The sequence below is a fragment of the Mycobacterium colombiense genome, assembly GCF_003284975.1.
Lineage (GTDB): Bacteria > Actinomycetota > Actinomycetes > Mycobacteriales > Mycobacteriaceae > Mycobacterium > Mycobacterium europaeum_A.
This window is the reverse complement of the sequence record NZ_QMEU01000020.1, coordinates 55383-71487: the sequence shown is the minus strand read 5'-3', so window position 1 is coordinate 71487 and position 16105 is coordinate 55383. Positions and strand designations below refer to the sequence as shown.

The window sequence follows — 16105 nt, the reverse complement described above, 5'->3', positions numbered from 1 at the left end:
GGTCGGCGACCGACTCGACACCGACATCGAGGGCGCCAACGCCGCCGAGTTGCCCAGCCTGATGGTGCTCACCGGGGTCAATTCCGCGCGAGACGCGGTGTACGCCGAGCCCGCCCGGCGCCCCACCTACATCGGCCACGACCTGCGCTCGCTGCACGCCGAGGGCGAGCGGCTCAAGGTCGGGCCGCAGCCGGGCTGGCGGGTCGACGTCGCCGACACCGCGATCACGGTCAGCGCCGACGGGTCGGACGACGGGGACGGCCTGTCGATCGTTCGCGCGGTGGCCGCCGCGGTGTACGCGCGGTCCGGCTCCGGCTCCGGCTCCCGCGAAGTGCGCATCGAGGCCGGCGACGACCACGCCCGCGCCGCGCTGGGGCGCTGGTCTTTGGTGCGCACCGACTGACGGGTGACTAGCGTAGGAACGCGATGACTATCGATCCCGATCAGATTCGCGCTGAAATCGACGCCCTGCTCGCCCGGTTGCCGCAGCCCGCGGATGGTGCAGACCCCGAGCAGGTGCCGTCACTCGACGAGCTCGAAGAGATCGCCCGCCGCCTGTCCGAGGCGCACGACGTGCTGCTGGCCGCGCTGGAGTCGGCGGAGAAGGGCTGAGTGCGCGGATGTCTCGACGCGCCCGGGTTGACGCCGAGCTGGTCCGGCGCGGTTTGGCCCGGTCACGTCAGCAGGCCGCGGAGTTGATCGGCGCGGGGAAGGTGAGCATTGACGGGATGCCGGCGCGCAAGCCGGGCACCGCCGTCGCCGTCACCGCCGCCCTGACTGTCGCCGAGGACGGCGAGCGCGGCTGGGTCTCGCGCGGGGCGCACAAACTCATCGGCGCCCTGGACGCCTTCGAGATCGCGGTCGCGGGCCGTCGCTGCCTGGACGCCGGCGCGTCGACGGGCGGTTTCACCGAAGTGCTGCTGGATCGCGGCGCGAGCGAAGTGGTCGCCGTCGATGTGGGATACGGCCAGCTGGCGTGGTCGCTGCGCAGCGACACGCGGGTGGTCGTCGTCGAGCGGACCAACGTCCGCGACCTGGCGCCCGAGGCGATCGGCGGGCAGGTCGACCTGGTGGTGGCCGACCTGTCGTTCATCTCGCTATCCACGGTATTGCCGGCGTTGGCTGGATGTGCCGCACCGAACGCGGATATCGTTCCCATGGTGAAGCCGCAGTTTGAAGTGGGCAAGGGCCTGGTCGGCGCGGGGGGTGTGGTGCACGACGCGGTCCTGCGCGCCGACGCGGTGCTGGCGGTCGCCCGCCGCGCGGGCGAGCTGGGTTGGCACACCGTCGATGTCACCGCCAGCCCGCTGCCGGGGCCGTCGGGCAATGTCGAATACTTCCTGCGGCTGCGCGCCCAGACCGATCGGCCCTTGGGCGGCGACGACCTGGCGACGGCGGTGCGCCGCGCGGTGGAAAGCGGGCCACAGTGAACGAAGACGCTCCCCGCACCGTCCTGATGGTGGTCCACACCGGCCGCGACGAGGCCACCGAGACCGCGCGACGCGTGCAGAAGGTGCTGGGCGACAACGGGATCGGGCTTCGCGTGCTGTCCGCCGAGGCGGTCGACAAGGGGCCTTTGCGCCTGGCCCCCGACGACATGCGCGCGCTGGGCATCGAGATCGAGGTGGTCAACGCCGACCCCCAGGCCGCCGAGGGTTGCGAACTGGTGTTGGCGTTGGGTGGCGACGGCACGTTCCTGCGGGCCGCCGAACTGGCGCGCAACGCCAACATCCCGGTGCTGGGCATCAACCTGGGCCGCATCGGCTTCCTGGCCGAGGCGGAGGCCGAGGCCATCGATCGGGTGCTGGAACACGTTGTCGCACAAGACTATCAGGTGGAGAACCGCCTGACGCTCGACGTCATCGTCCGCCACGGCGGTGGCGTCTCCGTGCACGGTTGGGCGCTCAACGAGGTCAGCCTGGAAAAGGGTCCGCGGCTCGGCGTGCTCGGGGTGGTCCTCGAGATCGACGGGCGCCCGGTCTCGGCGTTCGGCTGCGACGGGGTGCTGGTCTCGACGCCCACCGGGTCCACCGCCTACGCGTTCTCCGCCGGCGGGCCGGTGTTGTGGCCGGACCTCGAGGCAATCCTGGTGGTACCCAACAACGCTCACGCGCTGTTCGGCAGGCCCATGGTGACCAGCCCGGACGCCACCATCGCGATCGAGATCGAGGCCGACGGGCACGACGCCCTGGTGTTCTGCGACGGTCGCCGCGAAATGTTGATCCCCGCGGGTAGCCGGCTGGAGGTAAAGCGTTGCGACACACCGGTGAAATGGGCCCGGCTGGACAGCGCGCCCTTCACCGACCGGTTGGTGCGCAAGTTCCGGTTGCCGGTGACCGGGTGGCGCGGGAACTGACTGCTCTAGCACGGGTGCTGACTGAATGCTGACCGAAATCCGCATCGAGTCGCTCGGTGCCATCAGCGCCGCGGTCGGGGAGTTCGACCGCGGCCTGACCGTCCTGACCGGCGAGACCGGAACCGGCAAGACCATGGTGGTGACCGGGCTGCACCTGCTCGGCGGTGCCCGCGCGGACGCGACCCGGGTGCGGTCCGGCGCCGATCGTGCGGTGGTCGAAGGCCGTTTCACCACAACCGATCTCGATGAGGCCCTGGTGGTGAGGCTGGACGAGATGCTGGACGCCTCGGGCGCCGAACGCGACGAGGACGGCAGCGTGATCGCGCTGCGCTCGGTCAGCCGGGACGGGCCGTCGCGGGCCTACCTCGGCGGCCGCAGCGTGCCGGCCAAGTCGCTGGGCGACTTCACCGCCGGGCTGCTGACCCTGCACGGGCAGAACGACCAGCTGCGCCTGATGCGGCCCGAGGAGCAATGCGGCGCGCTGGACCGGTTCGCGAAGGCCGGCCCCGCGCTGGAGCGCTACTGCAAACTGCGCGACGCCTGGCTCTCCGCGCGGCGCGACCTGACCGACCGCCGGCACCGGATGCGCGAGCTCGCGCTGGAGGCCGACCGGCTGAACTTCGCGCTGAACGAGATCGACGCCGTGGACCCGCAACCCGGCGAGGACGACGCCCTGGTCGCCGAGATCGTGCGGCTCTCCGAGCTGGACACCCTACGCGAGGCGGCGGCCGCCGCCCGGGCGGCCCTGTCCTCCGACGAGGCGGACGGGTCCGGGTTCAGCGCGACCGACAGCCTTGGAAAGGCAAGGGCCGCACTGGAATCCACGGGCGACGCCAAGCTGGTGGCGCTGGCCGGCCAGCTCGACGAGGTGCTGACCGTCGTCGTCGACGCGGCCGGTGAACTGGGCGGCTTCCTCGACGAGCTGCCGGCCGATGCCAGCGCGCTGGAAGCCAAACTGGCCCGGCAGGCCGAATTGCGCACGCTGACGCGCAAGTACGCCGCGGACATCGACGGTGTGCTCGCCTGGGCTCAGGAGTCGCGGCAGCGGCTGGCCCAGCTCGACGTGTCGGAGGAGGGGCTGGCCGCCCTGGCGGGCCGGGTCGACGAGCTCGGGCGCGAATTGGCCGGGGCCGCGGTCGATCTCAGCACGATTCGGCGCAAATCTGCCAAGCGGCTGGCCAAGGAGGTCACCGCCGAGCTGTCCGGGCTGGCGATGGCCGACGCGCTATTCAGCATCGACGTTGCCGTCGACGCGGTGCCGGACACCGCGTCCTCCGCCGACGACACGGCCACGCTGGTGTTGCCGTCGGGCGAGCTGGCCCGGGCCGGCGCCGACGGCGTGGACCGGGTGGAGTTCGGCTTCGCCGCGCACCGCGGAATGGACCAGCTGCCGCTGGCCAAGAGCGCCTCCGGCGGCGAGCTGTCCCGGGTGATGCTTGCGCTGGAAGTGGTGCTGGCCGCCTCGCGCAAAGAGACAGTGGGGACCACCATGGTGTTCGACGAGGTGGACGCCGGTGTGGGTGGCCGGGCGGCGGTGCAGATCGGGCGGCGGCTGGCGCGGCTGGCGCGCACCCACCAGGTCATCGTCGTCACCCATCTGCCGCAGGTCGCGGCCTACGCCGACGTGCATTTAGTGGTGCATGGCGCCGGGCCGAAGGGGACCAGCGTGGTGCGGCGGGTCGCCGACGACGAGCGGGTGGCCGAGCTGGCGCGGATGCTGGCCGGGCTGGGCGAATCCGACAGCGGCCGCGCGCACGCCCGCGAACTGCTCGAGGCGGCGCAGAAGGATGAGATCTAACCGTCCGGAACACGTAATACAGATGTGACTCGTGGGACTCTAGATAACTTCTGAGGCTGATGTTACGGCGCGCCTCCCGTCCTCGCCCACCCTTCGCGGACAGAATCGCCCCCATGAAGATGTCAGGCCTGCTCTCCCGTAACCCCGCCCGGCCGGGCCTCGTCGGCACCGCCCGCGTTGACCGGAACATCGACCGACTGCTGCGTAGGGTGTGCCCCGGCGACATCGTCGTGCTCGACGTCCTGGACCTGGACCGCATCACGGCGGACGCGCTGGTGGAAGCCGATATCGCCGCGGTCGTCAACGCCTCCCCGTCGGTCTCGGGCCGCTACCCGAACATGGGCCCCGAGGTGCTGGTCAACAACGGGGTGACGCTGATCGACGAGGCCGGCCCGGACATCTTCAAGAAGGTCAAGGACGGCGCCAAGATCCGCCTGCACGAGGGTGGGGTGTACGCCGGTGACCGCAGGCTGGTCCGCGGTACCGAGCGCACCGACCACGACATCGCCGACCTGATGCGCGAGGCCAAGAGCGGACTGTCCGCGCACCTGGAGGCCTTCGCCGGCAACACCATCGAGTTCATCAAGAGCGAGAGCCCGCTGCTGATCGACGGCATCGGCATCCCGGACGTCGACGTCGACCTGCGCCGCCGGCACGTGGTGATCGTCGCCGACGAGCCCAGCGCCGAGGAGGACCTGCGCTCGCTCAAGCCGTTCATCAAGGAGTATCAGCCGGCGCTGATCGGCGTCGGCAGCGGCGCGGACGTCCTGCGCAAGGCGGGCTACCGCCCGCAGGTGATCGTCGGCGACCCCGACCAGATCAGCACCGACGCCCTCAAGTGCGGTGCCCAGGTCGTGCTGCCCGCCGACGCCGACGGGCACGCGCCCGGGCTGGAGCGCATCCAGGACCTCGGCGTCGGGGCGATGACCTTCCCGGCCGCGGGCTCGGCGATCGACCTGGCGCTGCTGCTGGCCGATCACCACGGCGCCGCGCTGCTGGTGACGGCCGGCCACACCGCCAACATCGAGACGTTCTTCGACCGCACCCGCGCGCACACCAACCCGTCAACCTTCCTGACCCGGTTGCGGGTGGGGGAGAAGGTGGTGGACGCCAAGGCCGTGGCCACCCTGTACCGCAACCACATCTCCGCGGGCGCCATCGCGCTGCTGGCGCTCACCATGCTGATCGCCGTCATCGTCGCCCTGTGGGTGTCGCGCACCGACGGCGTGGTGCTGCACTGGGTCACCGACTACTGGAACCACTTCTGCGCGATGGTGCAGAAGTGGGTCACCTAAATGATCTCGTTGCGTCAACACGCCCTGTCGCTGGCCGCGGTCTTCCTGGCGCTGGCCGTGGGCGTGGTGCTGGGCTCCGGCTTCCTGTCGGACACCTTGCTGTCCAGCCTGCGCGACGAGAAGCGGGACCTGACCACCCAGATCAGCGGGCTCAACGACCAGAAGAACGTGCTGAATGAAAAGCTCAGCGCGGCAAACAATTTCGACACCCAACTGGCCGGCCGCATGGTGCACGACGCGTTGGGCGGCAAGTCGGTGGTGGTGTTCCGCACTCCGGACGCCAAGGATGACGACGTGGCGACGGTGTCGAAGTTCATCGGTCAGGCCGGCGGGACGGTGACCGGGACGGTGTCGCTGACCGATGAGTTCGTCGAGGCCAACTCGGCGGAGAAGCTGCAGACGGTGGTGAACTCGTCGGTGCTGCCCGCGGGCCAGCAGCTGAGCACCAAGCTGATCGACCAGGGTTCGCAGGCGGGCGATTTGATGGGCATCGCGCTGCTGGCCAACGCCAACCCGGCCGTGCCCGCAGTGGACGACGTCGCGCGCAACACCGTGCTGGCGGCGCTGCGCGACACCGGCTTCATCACCTATCAGGCGACCGACCACATGGGCGCGGCGAACGCCGCGCTGGTCGTCACGGGCGGCTCGCTGCCCCAGGACGCCGGCAACAAGGGCGTCAGCGTGGCCCGGTTCTCGGCCGCACTGGCCCCGCACGGCTCGGGCACCCTGCTGGCCGGGCGCGACGGGTCGGCGACCGGCGGCGCCGCCGTCGCGGTGACGCGCGCGGACGCCGGGATGAACTCGGCCATCAGCACCGTCGACGACGTCGACGCCGCGCCCGGTCGCATCACCGCGGTCCTGGGCCTGCACGACCTGCTGAACGGCGGTCACGCCGGGCAGTACGGCACGGGTCACGGGGCGACGTCGATCACGGTGCCTCAGTAGCGGGCGTGTTAGCCGCGGCACAGCGCGGTGGATGTTAGGGTGGGTTTCCGTGGGTCGGCAGGCCCATCTAGTTATTCGCTAGACAATTTTGACGCCCTGCCCGTCTTCACGGAGGTCGCCTGTGCGAAAGCATCCGCAATCCGCCACCAAGCACCTCTTCGTCAGCGGGGGCGTCGCTTCCTCGTTGGGTAAGGGGTTGACCGCCAGCAGCCTTGGCCAGCTGCTGACGGCCCGCGGGTTGTACGTGACGATGCAAAAGCTCGATCCGTACCTCAACGTCGACCCGGGCACCATGAACCCTTTCCAGCACGGCGAGGTCTTCGTCACCGAGGACGGCGCCGAAACCGACCTCGACGTCGGGCATTACGAGCGGTTCCTGGATCGCGACCTGTCCGGTTCGGCGAATGTCACTACCGGGCAGGTGTATTCGACGGTCATCGCCAAGGAGCGCCGCGGCGAATACCTCGGCGACACCGTCCAGGTGATTCCGCACATCACCGACGAGATCAAAGGGCGCATCATGTCGATGGCCCAGCCCGACGTCCAGGGCAACCGGCCCGACGTGGTGATCACCGAGATCGGCGGCACCGTGGGCGACATCGAGTCGCAGCCGTTCCTGGAGGCCGCGCGGCAGGTGCGTCACGACGTCGGCCGGGAGAACGTCTTCTTCCTGCACGTCTCGTTGGTGCCCTACCTGGCCCCCTCGGGTGAACTCAAGACCAAGCCCACCCAGCACTCGGTGGCGGCGCTGCGCAGCATCGGTATCACCCCCGACGCGCTGATCCTGCGTTGCGACCGTCCCGTCCCGGAGGCGCTGAAGAACAAGATCGCGCTGATGTGTGACGTCGACATCGACGGCGTCATCTCCACGCCGGACGCGCCGTCGATCTATGACATTCCGAAGGTGCTGCACCGCGAGGAACTCGACGCCTACGTGGTGCGCCGGCTGAGCCTGCCGTTCCGCGACGTCGACTGGACCGAATGGGACGACCTGCTGCGCAGGGTGCACGAGCCGCACGAGACGGTGCGAATCGCGTTGGTGGGCAAGTACGTTGACCTGTCCGACGCCTACCTCTCGGTGACCGAGGCGCTGCGCGCCGGCGGGTTCTCCCATCACGCCAAGGTGGAGATGGTGTGGGTGCCCTCCGACGACTGCGAGAACGCGGCCGACGCCGCGTCGGCGCTGGCCGACGTGCACGGCGTGCTGATCCCCGGCGGCTTCGGCATTCGGGGCATCGAGGGCAAGATCGGCGCGATTCGGTACGCACGGTCGCGCGGGCTGCCGGTGCTGGGGCTGTGCCTGGGCCTGCAATGCATCGTGATCGAGGCGGCCCGCTCGGCCGGTCTGGCCGAGGCGAACTCGGCCGAATTCGACCCCGAGACGCCCGATCCCGTCATCTCGACGATGGCCGACCAGGTCGACATCGTCGCCGGCGAGGCCGACCTGGGCGGCACCATGCGCCTGGGTGCCTACCCGGCGGTGCTGGAGCCGGAATCGATTGTGGCCCAGGCCTATGGCGCCACGGAGGTGTCCGAGCGGCACCGGCACCGCTACGAGGTTAACAACGCCTATCGCGACAAGATCGCCGAGAGCGGCCTGAAGTTCTCCGGCACCTCTCCGGACGGCCATCTGGTGGAGTTCGTCGAATACCCGCCGGACGTGCACCCGTTCATCGTCGGCACCCAGGCGCACCCGGAGTTGAAGAGCCGGCCCACCCGGCCGCACCCGCTGTTCGTCGCCTTCGTCGGCGCGGCCATAGACTACAAGTCGGGCGAGCTGCTGCCGGTGGAGATCCCGGAGCAGTCATCGAACGGCATCCAGCACCGGGACAGCGCTGCGCGGCCGATACCTGAGCCCGCGACCCGTGGCTGAACACGAATTCTCCACGGCGTCATCCGAAACGCTGTACACCGGAAAGATTTTCGCGTTGCGCAGCGACCGGGTTCGGATGCCCGGTGACACCATCGCGGTGCGTGAAGTCGTCGAGCACTACGGGGCGGTCGCCATCGCGGCGCTGAACGCCGAGAACCACGTCGCGATGGTCTACCAATACCGGCATGCCTTCGGGCGCCGGCTGTGGGAGTTGCCCGCCGGGCTGCTGGACGTCGCGGGGGAGGAGCCGCAGCACACGGCCGCCCGGGAACTGCAGGAGGAGGCCGGCCTGCGGGCGGCCACTTGGCAGGTGCTGGCCGATCTGAACTCCGCCCCCGGGTTCAGCGACGAATCGGTGCGGATCTATCTGGCCACCGGGCTGAGCGAGGTGGACCGGCCCGAGGCGCATCACGAGGAAGCCGACATGACGCTGCGCTGGTTTCCCATTGCCGAGGCGGCCCGGCTGGTGTTCAGCGGCGAGGTGGTGAATTCCATTGCCATTGCCGGGATTCTGGCAGCGCACGCGGTCACCGAGGGATTTGCGCAGCCGCGTCCGGTGGACAGTGAGTGGATCGACAGGCCGACGGCGTTCGCCGCGCGCAAGGCCGCGCAATGACCACGGTGGCGCTGGACACCCAGTTGCAGGGCTACCTTGACCACCTCACGATCGAGCGCGGCGTCGCCGCCAACACCCTGAGCTCGTACAGCCGCGACCTGCGCCGCTACACAAAACACCTGTCGGACAGGGGAATTCACGACCTGGCCAAGGTGGGCGAGAACGACGTGAGCGAATTCCTGGTGGCATTGCGCCGCGGCGATCCCGACACCGGGGCCGCCGCGCTGTCCGCGGTGTCGGCGGCGCGAGCGCTGATCGCGGTGCGCGGGCTGCACCGGTTCGCCGCGGCCGAAGGGCTGGCCGAACTCGACGTGGCGCGCGCGGTCCGCCCGCCCACCCCGGGCCGCCGGTTGCCCAAAAGCCTGACCATTGACCAGGTTCTGGCGCTGCTGGAGGCCGCGGGGGGCGAGAGCCCGGCCGACGGGCCGCTGACTCTGCGTAACCGGGCGCTGCTGGAACTGCTGTACTCCACCGGCGCGCGGATCTCCGAGGCCGTCGGCCTCGACGTCGACGACGTCGACACCCATGCCCGCTCGGTGTTGTTGCGCGGCAAGGGCGGCAAGCAGCGGCTGGTGCCGATCGGGCGTCCGGCCGTGGCGGCGCTGGACGCCTATCTGGTGCGGGGTCGTTCGGAGCTGGCGCGTCGCGGGCGCGGAACGCCGGGCATCTTCCTCAACGTGCGCGGCGGCCGGTTGTCGCGGCAGAGCGCGTGGCAGGTGCTGCAGGACGCGGCCGAGCGCGCCGGCATCACCTCCGGGGTGTCGCCGCACATGCTGCGGCACTCCTTCGCCACCCACCTGCTGGAGGGCGGCGCCGACGTGCGCGTCGTGCAGGAGCTACTGGGCCATGCGTCGGTGACGACGACGCAGATCTACACCATGGTCACCGTGCACGCGCTGCGCGAGGTGTGGGCCGAAGCCCATCCCCGGGCCCAATAGCGTTGTCGCACCGGGCCGTTCAGCCGAGATACTCTGACTCGAGCACCAGGTCGGACAGCAGGGTCTGGTATTCCAGGTGCGCCTTGTGCTCGACGGTGTTGAATCGCTTGCCCTGTTGTTGGCGCATGTACTCCCGGTACTTCGGTGCGCCCGGCACCCGGACGTTGTCGGCGACCACGATCGACCCCGGATGCAACCAGCCCCGGTCCAGGATGCTCTTCAGGTCGTCCAGGTAGGCATCCTTGTCGTGGTCCAGAAACACGAAATCCAATGTGCTGGAAGTAAATGCATGCTCGTTGGCCAGCGCGTCGAGGGTGCGCCCACCGTCGCCGATGGTGCCGACCACACACGTCACCCGGTCGGCAACCCCGGCGTGCGCCCAGATCTGGCGGGCGTTGGCCGCGTTCGCCTCGGCGAGCTCGACGGAGAACACCTTGGCCTTCGGGGCGGCCCGGGCGATGCGTAGGGCGCCGTAGCCGACGTAGGTGCCCAGTTCGAGCGCAAGCCCCGGATCGGCGCGACGCACCGCGGCGTCGAGCAGCTGCCCTTTCTCGTCGCCGACGTTGATCAGCAGTGACTTGTCGTAGGCGAACTTGTCGATGGTGGCCAGTACGTCGTCGATGTCGCCGGCCCGGGCGTTGCGCAGCACGTACTCCACGGCGGCCGCCTCGCGCCCGTCGCCGATCTGGCCCGTGGTGGTGATGTTGCGATTCCCGGCGGCCATGCGCCAGACCGACCACCGCAGCAGAGGTATCCGTCGCTTCAGGTTCATAGCCGCCACCATAGGCCGGTGGTTGAGCCGGCCGGGCCCGCCTTAGACCCTCAGGAATTGGTGCTCATGTGACTGAAGTGAATAGGCTGTCGGGATGTGCGTTCTACCACCGATTTTTGCCCATATTGGCTGGTTAATTGCCTGCGGGTCGCCGGGTTTCGCGCCCCGGACCCGTTAGACTTTTCGACGATGTTCACCTCCCGAACACCCCCGCCATGACCGAGCAGCCGGACAACGGCGTCGAGCTCGGCCTGACCGGGCGGCCGCCGCGGGCGATCCCGGAGCCACAGCCGCGCACCTCGCACGGCCCGGCCAAAGTCGTCGCCATGTGCAACCAGAAGGGCGGCGTCGGGAAGACCACGTCCACCATCAATCTGGGCGCCGCGCTGGCCGAATACGGCCGCCGGGTGCTGCTGGTGGACATGGATCCGCAGGGAGCGCTGTCCGCGGGCCTGGGCGTCCCGCACTACGAGCTGGACAAGACCATCCACAACGTCCTGGTCGAGCCGCGGGTGTCCATCGACGACGTGCTGCTGCAGACCCGCGTCAAGCACATGGACCTGGTGCCCAGCAACATCGACCTGTCGGCCGCCGAGATCCAGCTGGTCAACGAGGTGGGCCGCGAGCAGACCCTGGGTCGCGCACTGCATCCGGTGCTCGACCGCTACGACTACGTGCTGATCGACTGCCAGCCGTCGCTGGGCCTGCTCACGGTCAACGGCCTGGCCTGCGCGGACGGCGTGGTGATCCCCACCGAGTGCGAGTACTTCTCGCTGCGCGGCCTGGCGCTGCTGACCGACACCGTCGACAAGGTGCGCGACCGGCTCAACCCGAAGCTCGAGATCAGCGGAATCCTGCTCACCCGGTACGACCCGCGGACGGTCAACTCCCGCGAGGTGATGGCCCGCGTCGTGGAGCGATTCGGTGACCTGGTGTTCGACACCGTCATCACCCGGACCGTGCGATTCCCGGAGACCAGCGTCGCCGGCGAACCCATCACCACGTGGGCCCCGCGCTCCACCGGCGCCATCGCCTATCGCGCGCTGGCCCGCGAGTTCATCGACCGATTCGGCGCGTGAACGCGACCGCAACCGGTGAGGCGCCACAGCAGAACGGCTTTCAGGTCCGCCTGACCAATTTCGAGGGCCCGTTCGACCTGCTGCTGCAGCTGATCTTCGCCCATCGCCTCGACGTGACCGAGGTGGCGCTGCACCGGGTCACCGACGACTTCATCGCCTACACCCGCGAAATCGGTCCGCAGCTCGAGCTGGAGGAGACCACCGCGTTCCTGGTGGTCGCCGCGACCCTGCTGGATCTGAAGGCGGCCCGGCTGCTGCCGGCCGGGCAGGTCGACGACGACGAAGACCTGGCGCTGCTGGAGGTGCGCGACCTGCTGTTCGCCCGGCTGCTGCAGTACCGGGCGTTCAAGCACGTCGCCGAGATGTTCGCCGAACTCGAAGCCACGGCGCTGCGCAGTTACCCGCGCTCGGTGTCGCTGGAGGACCGGTTCACCGAACTGCTGCCCGAGGTGATGATCGGCGTCGACGCCGAACGCTTCGCCCAGATCGCCGCGATCGCGTTCAGCCCGCGGCCCGTGCCGACGGTGTCCGTCGCGCACCTGCACCAGGTGCAGGTGTCGGTTCCCGAGCAGGCTAAAAAGCTGCTGGACATCCTTCAGGCCCGGGGCAGCGGCGCGTGGGCGACGTTCTCCGAGCTGGTCGCCGACTGCGAGGCGTCGATGGAGGTGGTCGGGCGCTTCCTGGCGCTGCTCGAACTGTATCGGTCGCGGGCGGTAGCATTCGACCAGTCAGAGCCGCTTGGCGTGCTCCAAATTTCCTGGACCGGGGAGCGTCCGACCACCGAAATACGAGACGAGTGATGACTGAAGATCTGCCCGACGTCGTACTCGATGACGGCATCCCGGACATCGCCGAGGTCGCGCCGATGGACTCCGAGGAACTCGGCTCGGTGCTCGAGGCGCTGCTGCTGGTGGTGGACACCCCGGTCACCGCGGAGGCGCTGGCGTCGGCCACCGGGCAGCCGGTGTACCGGATCGCGACCAAGCTGCAGGAGATGGCCGAGCAGCTCACCGAGCGGGACAGCGGCATCGACCTGCGCAAAAACAGCGAGGGCTGGCGGATGTACACCCGCGCCCGGTTCGCGCCCTATGTCGAGAAGCTGCTGCTGGACGGCGCGCGATCCAAGCTCACCCGCGCCGCGCTGGAGACGCTGGCCGTGGTCGCCTACCGCCAGCCCGTGACCCGCGCGCGGGTGAGCGCGGTGCGCGGCGTCAACGTCGACGCGGTGATGCGCACGCTGCTGGCGCGTGGCCTGATCACCGAGGCCGGGGCCGACGAGGACACCGGCGCGGTGACGTTCGCCACCACCGACCTGTTCCTGGAACGCCTCGGGTTGACCTCGCTGGCCGACCTGCCGGACATCGCGCCGCTGCTTCCCGACGTCGACACGATCGAGGACTTATCCGAATCCCTGGACAGCGAGCCACGTTTCATCAAACTCTCGGGCGGTCAATCGCCCGATCAGGCGCTGACCTTCGACGTGGACCAGGATTGATGCACGAAGCTGAGGGGATCCGGCTGCAGAAAGTGTTGTCGCAGGCCGGAATTGCGTCGCGCCGGGCCGCCGAGAAGTTGATCATCGACGGCCGCGTCGAGGTCGACGGGCAGGTGGTGACCGAACTGGGCACCCGCGTCGACCCGGACTCCTCGGTGATCCGCGTCGACGGGGCCCGGGTGGTCCTCGACGACTCGCAGGTGTATCTGGCCCTGAACAAGCCGCGCGGGGTGCACTCGACCATGTCCGACGACCGCGGCCGCCCGTGCATCGGCGATCTGGTCGAGCGCAAGGTCCGCGGCAACAAGAACCTGTTTCACGTCGGGCGGTTGGACGCCGACACCGAGGGGCTGATCCTGTTGACCAACGACGGCGAGTTGGCGCATCGGTTGATGCATCCTTCCCACGAGGTGCCCAAGACATATCTGGCGACGGTGACCGGGTCGGTGCCGCGCGGGCTCGGCAAAAAGCTGCGTGCCGGGATCGAGCTGGACGACGGGGTGGCCAAGGTCGACGAATTCGCCGTGGTGGACGCCATTCCCGGCAAGACGCTGGTGCGGGTGACGCTGCACGAGGGGCGCAATCGCATCGTGCGCCGGCTGCTGGCGGCCGCGGGATTCCCGGTGGAGTCGTTGGTGCGCACCGACATCGGGCCGGTCTCGCTGGGAAAGCAGCGACCGGGCACCTTCCGGGCGTTGGCTCATCACGAGATCGGCCAGCTGTACAAGGCGGTGGGCCTGTGAGTGGAATGGTCGTTGCCATCGACGGCCCGGCGGGCACCGGAAAGTCATCGGTGTCAAGGGGATTGGCGCAAGCGCTCGGCGCGCGCTACCTCGACACCGGGGCGATGTACCGGATGGTGACGCTGGCCGTGCTGCGCGCGGGCATCGACCCGGGCGACGCCGACGCGGTCGGCGGGATCGGGTCGACGGCGCAGCTGTCGGTGGACGGCGATCGGTGTTTGCTTGCCGGAGAGGACGTTTCCACCGAGATTCGCGGCGATGCCGTCACCGGCGCCGTGTCGGCGGTGTCGGCGGTGCCCGCGGTGCGCGCCAGGCTCGTCGAGCTGCAGCGCGAGATGGCCGCTCGGCCGGGCGATGTCGTGGTCGAAGGGCGCGACATCGGCACCGTCGTCCTGCCCGACGCGCCCGTCAAGATCTTCCTGACCGCGTCGGCCGAGACCCGGGCGCGGCGGCGCAACGACCAGAACGTGGCGGCTGGGCTGGCCGACGACTACGAGGCGGTGCTCGCCGATGTCCGCCGCCGCGACCATCTGGATTCGACCCGGGCGGTGTCGCCGCTGCGCGCGGCGCCCGACGCACTCGTCGTCGACACCAGCGAGATGACCGAGGCCCAGGTGATCTCGCACCTGCGGGACCTGGTCAAGCAGCGAAGCGGAGCGGTGCGGTGACCCAAGACGGCACGTGGAGCGACGAAAGCGACTGGGAATCCGTCGATTTCGGCCTGGACGAACAGGAGGAGGCCGGCCCGGCGCCCGTGGTGGCGGTGGTCGGCCGACCCAACGTCGGCAAGTCGACACTGGTCAACCGGATCCTGGGCCGACGCGAAGCGGTGGTGCAGGACGTCCCGGGCGTCACCCGCGACCGGGTGTCCTACGACGCGCTGTGGACCGGGCGCCGGTTCATCGTGCAGGACACCGGGGGATGGGAGCCCGACGCCAAGGGGCTGCAGCAGCTGGTGGCCGACCAGGCCTCGGTGGCGATGCGCACCGCCGACGCGGTGATCCTGGTGGTCGACGCCGTCGTCGGCGCCACCACGGCCGACGAGGCCGCCGCCCGGATCCTGCTGCGGTCGGGCAAGCCGGTCTTTTTGGCAGCCAACAAGGTTGACAGCGATAAGGTCGAGGCGGACGCCGCGATGCTGTGGTCGCTGGGGCTCGGTGAGCCGCACGCAATCAGCGCTATACACGGCCGCGGCGTGGCGGATCTGCTCGACGCGGTGCTGGCCGCGCTGCCCGAGGTGTCCGAGGTGGCGCCCACCTCCGGCGGTCCGCGGCGGGTGGCGCTGGTCGGCAAGCCCAACGTGGGCAAGAGCTCGCTGCTGAACAAGCTGGCCGGGGACCAGCGCTCGGTCGTGCACGACGTCGCCGGAACGACGGTGGACCCGGTGGACTCGCTGATCGAGCTGGGCGAGCGGGTGTGGCGGTTCGTCGACACCGCGGGCTTGCGGCGCAAGGTCGGCCAGGCCAGCGGGCACGAGTTCTATGCCTCGGTGCGCACCCACTCGGCCATCGACGCGGCCGAGGTGGTGATCGTGCTGATCGACGGGTCGGATCCGCTGACCGAGCAGGACCAGCGGGTGCTGTCGATGGTCATCGAGGCCGGCCGCGCCCTGGTGCTGGCCTTCAACAAGTGGGACCTGGTCGACGAGGACCGCCGCGAGATGCTGGAGCGCGAGATCGACCGTGAACTGGTGCAGCTGCGGTGGGCGCCGCGGGTCAACATCTCCGCCAAGACCGGCCGGGCCCTGCAGAAGCTGGTGCCCGCGATGGAGACCGCGCTCGCTTCGTGGGATGCGCGGATTCCGACCGGCCCGCTCAATTCCTGGCTCAAAGAGGTGGTGGCGGCCACCCCGCCGCCGGTGCGTGGCGGCAAGCAGCCGCGCATCCTGTTCGCCACCCAGGCCACCGCCCGGCCGCCGACGTTCGTGCTGTTCACCACCGGGTTTCTAGAGGCCGGATACCGGCGCTTTCTGGAGCGCCGGCTGCGCGAGGCCTTCGGGTTCGAGGGGTCGCCGATCCGGATCAACGTGCGGGTGCGCGAGAAGCGGGGAGCGCGGCGGCGCTGAGCCGACAGCCCTGACGTGGTGGAGCCCGCCCAGGTCATCAGACGACTTCACGCAACTCGCCCGGGCGCCCGCAAGTGAACAATGCCGGTCCACGGCGCATCGGAGGTCACCTGGCGGACCCGTCGACCGG

17 protein-coding genes are annotated in these 16105 nt (G+C 69.6%); 16 read left to right on the top strand and 1 reads right to left on the bottom strand.

Annotation, left to right across the window (positions count from 1 at the left end; translation table 11 throughout):
• The 10 genes from DQP58_RS09925 to xerD all read left to right on the top strand — a co-directional run.
• On the top strand, nucleotides 1–403 hold a 403-nt coding region (locus DQP58_RS09925; RefSeq protein WP_165827835.1), incomplete at its 5' end, for an HAD hydrolase-like protein.
• A gap of 23 nt (nucleotides 404–426) precedes the next feature.
• On the top strand, nucleotides 427–612 hold the full coding sequence (locus DQP58_RS09920) for a hypothetical protein (RefSeq protein ID WP_112708231.1): 186 nt from the start codon (nucleotides 427–429) through the stop codon (nucleotides 610–612).
• Between the two features lie 8 nt (nucleotides 613–620).
• Nucleotides 621–1430, top strand: a complete 810-nt coding sequence (locus tag DQP58_RS09915) for a TlyA family RNA methyltransferase (protein WP_112708230.1) — start codon at nucleotides 621–623, stop codon at nucleotides 1428–1430.
• Nucleotides 1427–2356 carry an NAD kinase gene (locus DQP58_RS09910; RefSeq protein WP_112708229.1) on the top strand — a complete coding sequence of 310 codons (930 nt, stop codon included), beginning with the start codon at nucleotides 1427–1429 and terminating at the stop codon, nucleotides 2354–2356. Before DQP58_RS09915 ends, DQP58_RS09910 begins: the two co-directional genes overlap by 4 nt.
• Before the next feature lie 25 nt (nucleotides 2357–2381).
• Nucleotides 2382–4154, top strand: coding sequence for a DNA repair protein RecN (gene recN / locus DQP58_RS09905; RefSeq protein ID WP_112708228.1), 1773 nt, complete (start codon nucleotides 2382–2384; stop codon nucleotides 4152–4154).
• A 113-nt stretch (nucleotides 4155–4267) separates the two neighbouring features.
• Nucleotides 4268–5449 (top strand): putative cytokinetic ring protein SteA, encoded by a 1182-nt coding sequence (steA, locus tag DQP58_RS09900; RefSeq protein WP_112708227.1) that lies wholly within the window; start codon nucleotides 4268–4270, stop codon nucleotides 5447–5449.
• Nucleotides 5450–6394, top strand: a complete 945-nt coding sequence (locus DQP58_RS09895) for a copper transporter (RefSeq protein ID WP_112708226.1) — start codon at nucleotides 5450–5452, stop codon at nucleotides 6392–6394.
• Nucleotides 6395–6515: 121 nt separating this feature from the next.
• Nucleotides 6516–8267, top strand: a complete 1752-nt coding sequence (locus DQP58_RS09890; protein WP_112708225.1) for a CTP synthase — start codon at nucleotides 6516–6518, stop codon at nucleotides 8265–8267.
• The gene (locus DQP58_RS09885) at nucleotides 8260–8883 is read left to right on the top strand and encodes an NUDIX domain-containing protein (RefSeq protein WP_112708224.1); all 624 of its coding nucleotides are present in this window, start codon (nucleotides 8260–8262) and stop codon (nucleotides 8881–8883) included. The genes DQP58_RS09890 and DQP58_RS09885 overlap by 8 nt, the downstream gene beginning before the upstream one ends.
• A complete protein-coding gene (xerD, locus tag DQP58_RS09880) occupies nucleotides 8880–9821 on the top strand; it encodes a site-specific tyrosine recombinase XerD (protein WP_066872248.1) in 942 nt (313 codons plus the stop codon). The genes DQP58_RS09885 and xerD overlap by 4 nt, the downstream gene beginning before the upstream one ends.
• A gap of 19 nt (nucleotides 9822–9840) precedes the next feature.
• Here xerD and DQP58_RS09875 read toward each other — a convergent pair whose 3' ends face one another.
• Entirely contained in the window at nucleotides 9841–10593 is a 753-nt protein-coding gene (locus DQP58_RS09875; RefSeq protein ID WP_112708223.1) for an O-methyltransferase, read from the bottom strand.
• Nucleotides 10594–10808: 215 nt separating this feature from the next.
• On the opposite strand from DQP58_RS09875, the gene DQP58_RS09870 reads away from it, so the two are divergent.
• The 6 genes from DQP58_RS09870 to der are packed head-to-tail and all read left to right on the top strand — an operon-like array spanning nucleotide 10809 to nucleotide 15975.
• Complete coding sequence (locus DQP58_RS09870) at nucleotides 10809–11672, top strand: ParA family protein (RefSeq protein WP_066872253.1); 864 nt, start codon at nucleotides 10809–10811, stop codon at nucleotides 11670–11672.
• Nucleotides 11669–12472: a segregation/condensation protein A gene (locus tag DQP58_RS09865; RefSeq protein WP_112708222.1), complete on the top strand. Its 804-nt coding sequence runs from the start codon at nucleotides 11669–11671 to the stop codon at nucleotides 12470–12472. Before DQP58_RS09870 ends, DQP58_RS09865 begins: the two co-directional genes overlap by 4 nt.
• Nucleotides 12472–13167 carry an SMC-Scp complex subunit ScpB gene (scpB, locus tag DQP58_RS09860; protein WP_112708221.1) on the top strand — a complete coding sequence of 232 codons (696 nt, stop codon included), beginning with the start codon at nucleotides 12472–12474 and terminating at the stop codon, nucleotides 13165–13167. Before DQP58_RS09865 ends, scpB begins: the two co-directional genes overlap by 1 nt.
• Nucleotides 13167–13910, top strand: coding sequence for a pseudouridine synthase (locus DQP58_RS09855; protein ID WP_066872262.1), 744 nt, complete (start codon nucleotides 13167–13169; stop codon nucleotides 13908–13910). The genes scpB and DQP58_RS09855 overlap by 1 nt, the downstream gene beginning before the upstream one ends.
• Nucleotides 13911–13915: 5 nt before the next feature.
• Entirely contained in the window at nucleotides 13916–14578 is a 663-nt protein-coding gene (cmk, locus tag DQP58_RS09850) for a (d)CMP kinase (RefSeq protein WP_112708220.1), read from the top strand.
• Entirely contained in the window at nucleotides 14575–15975 is a 1401-nt protein-coding gene (gene der / locus DQP58_RS09845; RefSeq protein WP_112708219.1) for a ribosome biogenesis GTPase Der, read from the top strand. Before cmk ends, der begins: the two co-directional genes overlap by 4 nt.
• The last annotated feature ends 130 nt before the right edge of the window (nucleotides 15976–16105 follow it).

Bases quoted from the DNA above. Each gene is read 5' to 3' on its own strand.
- DQP58_RS09920 (WP_112708231.1), top strand. From the start codon at position 427: ATGACTATCGATCCCGATCAGATTCGCGCTGAAATCGACGCCCTGCTC.
- DQP58_RS09915 (WP_112708230.1), top strand. From the start codon at position 621: ATGTCTCGACGCGCCCGGGTTGACGCCGAGCTGGTCCGGCGCGGTTTG.
- recN (WP_112708228.1), top strand. From the start codon at position 2,382: ATGCTGACCGAAATCCGCATCGAGTCGCTCGGTGCCATCAGCGCCGCG.
- steA (WP_112708227.1), top strand. From the start codon at position 4,268: ATGAAGATGTCAGGCCTGCTCTCCCGTAACCCCGCCCGGCCGGGCCTC.
- DQP58_RS09895 (WP_112708226.1), top strand. From the start codon at position 5,450: ATGATCTCGTTGCGTCAACACGCCCTGTCGCTGGCCGCGGTCTTCCTG.
- xerD (WP_066872248.1), top strand. From the start codon at position 8,880: ATGACCACGGTGGCGCTGGACACCCAGTTGCAGGGCTACCTTGACCAC.
- DQP58_RS09875 (WP_112708223.1), bottom strand. From the start codon at position 10,593: ATGAACCTGAAGCGACGGATACCTCTGCTGCGGTGGTCGGTCTGGCGC.
- DQP58_RS09870 (WP_066872253.1), top strand. From the start codon at position 10,809: ATGACCGAGCAGCCGGACAACGGCGTCGAGCTCGGCCTGACCGGGCGG.
- scpB (WP_112708221.1), top strand. From the start codon at position 12,472: ATGACTGAAGATCTGCCCGACGTCGTACTCGATGACGGCATCCCGGAC.
- DQP58_RS09855 (WP_066872262.1), top strand. From the start codon at position 13,167: ATGCACGAAGCTGAGGGGATCCGGCTGCAGAAAGTGTTGTCGCAGGCC.
- cmk (WP_112708220.1), top strand. From the start codon at position 13,916: ATGGTCGTTGCCATCGACGGCCCGGCGGGCACCGGAAAGTCATCGGTG.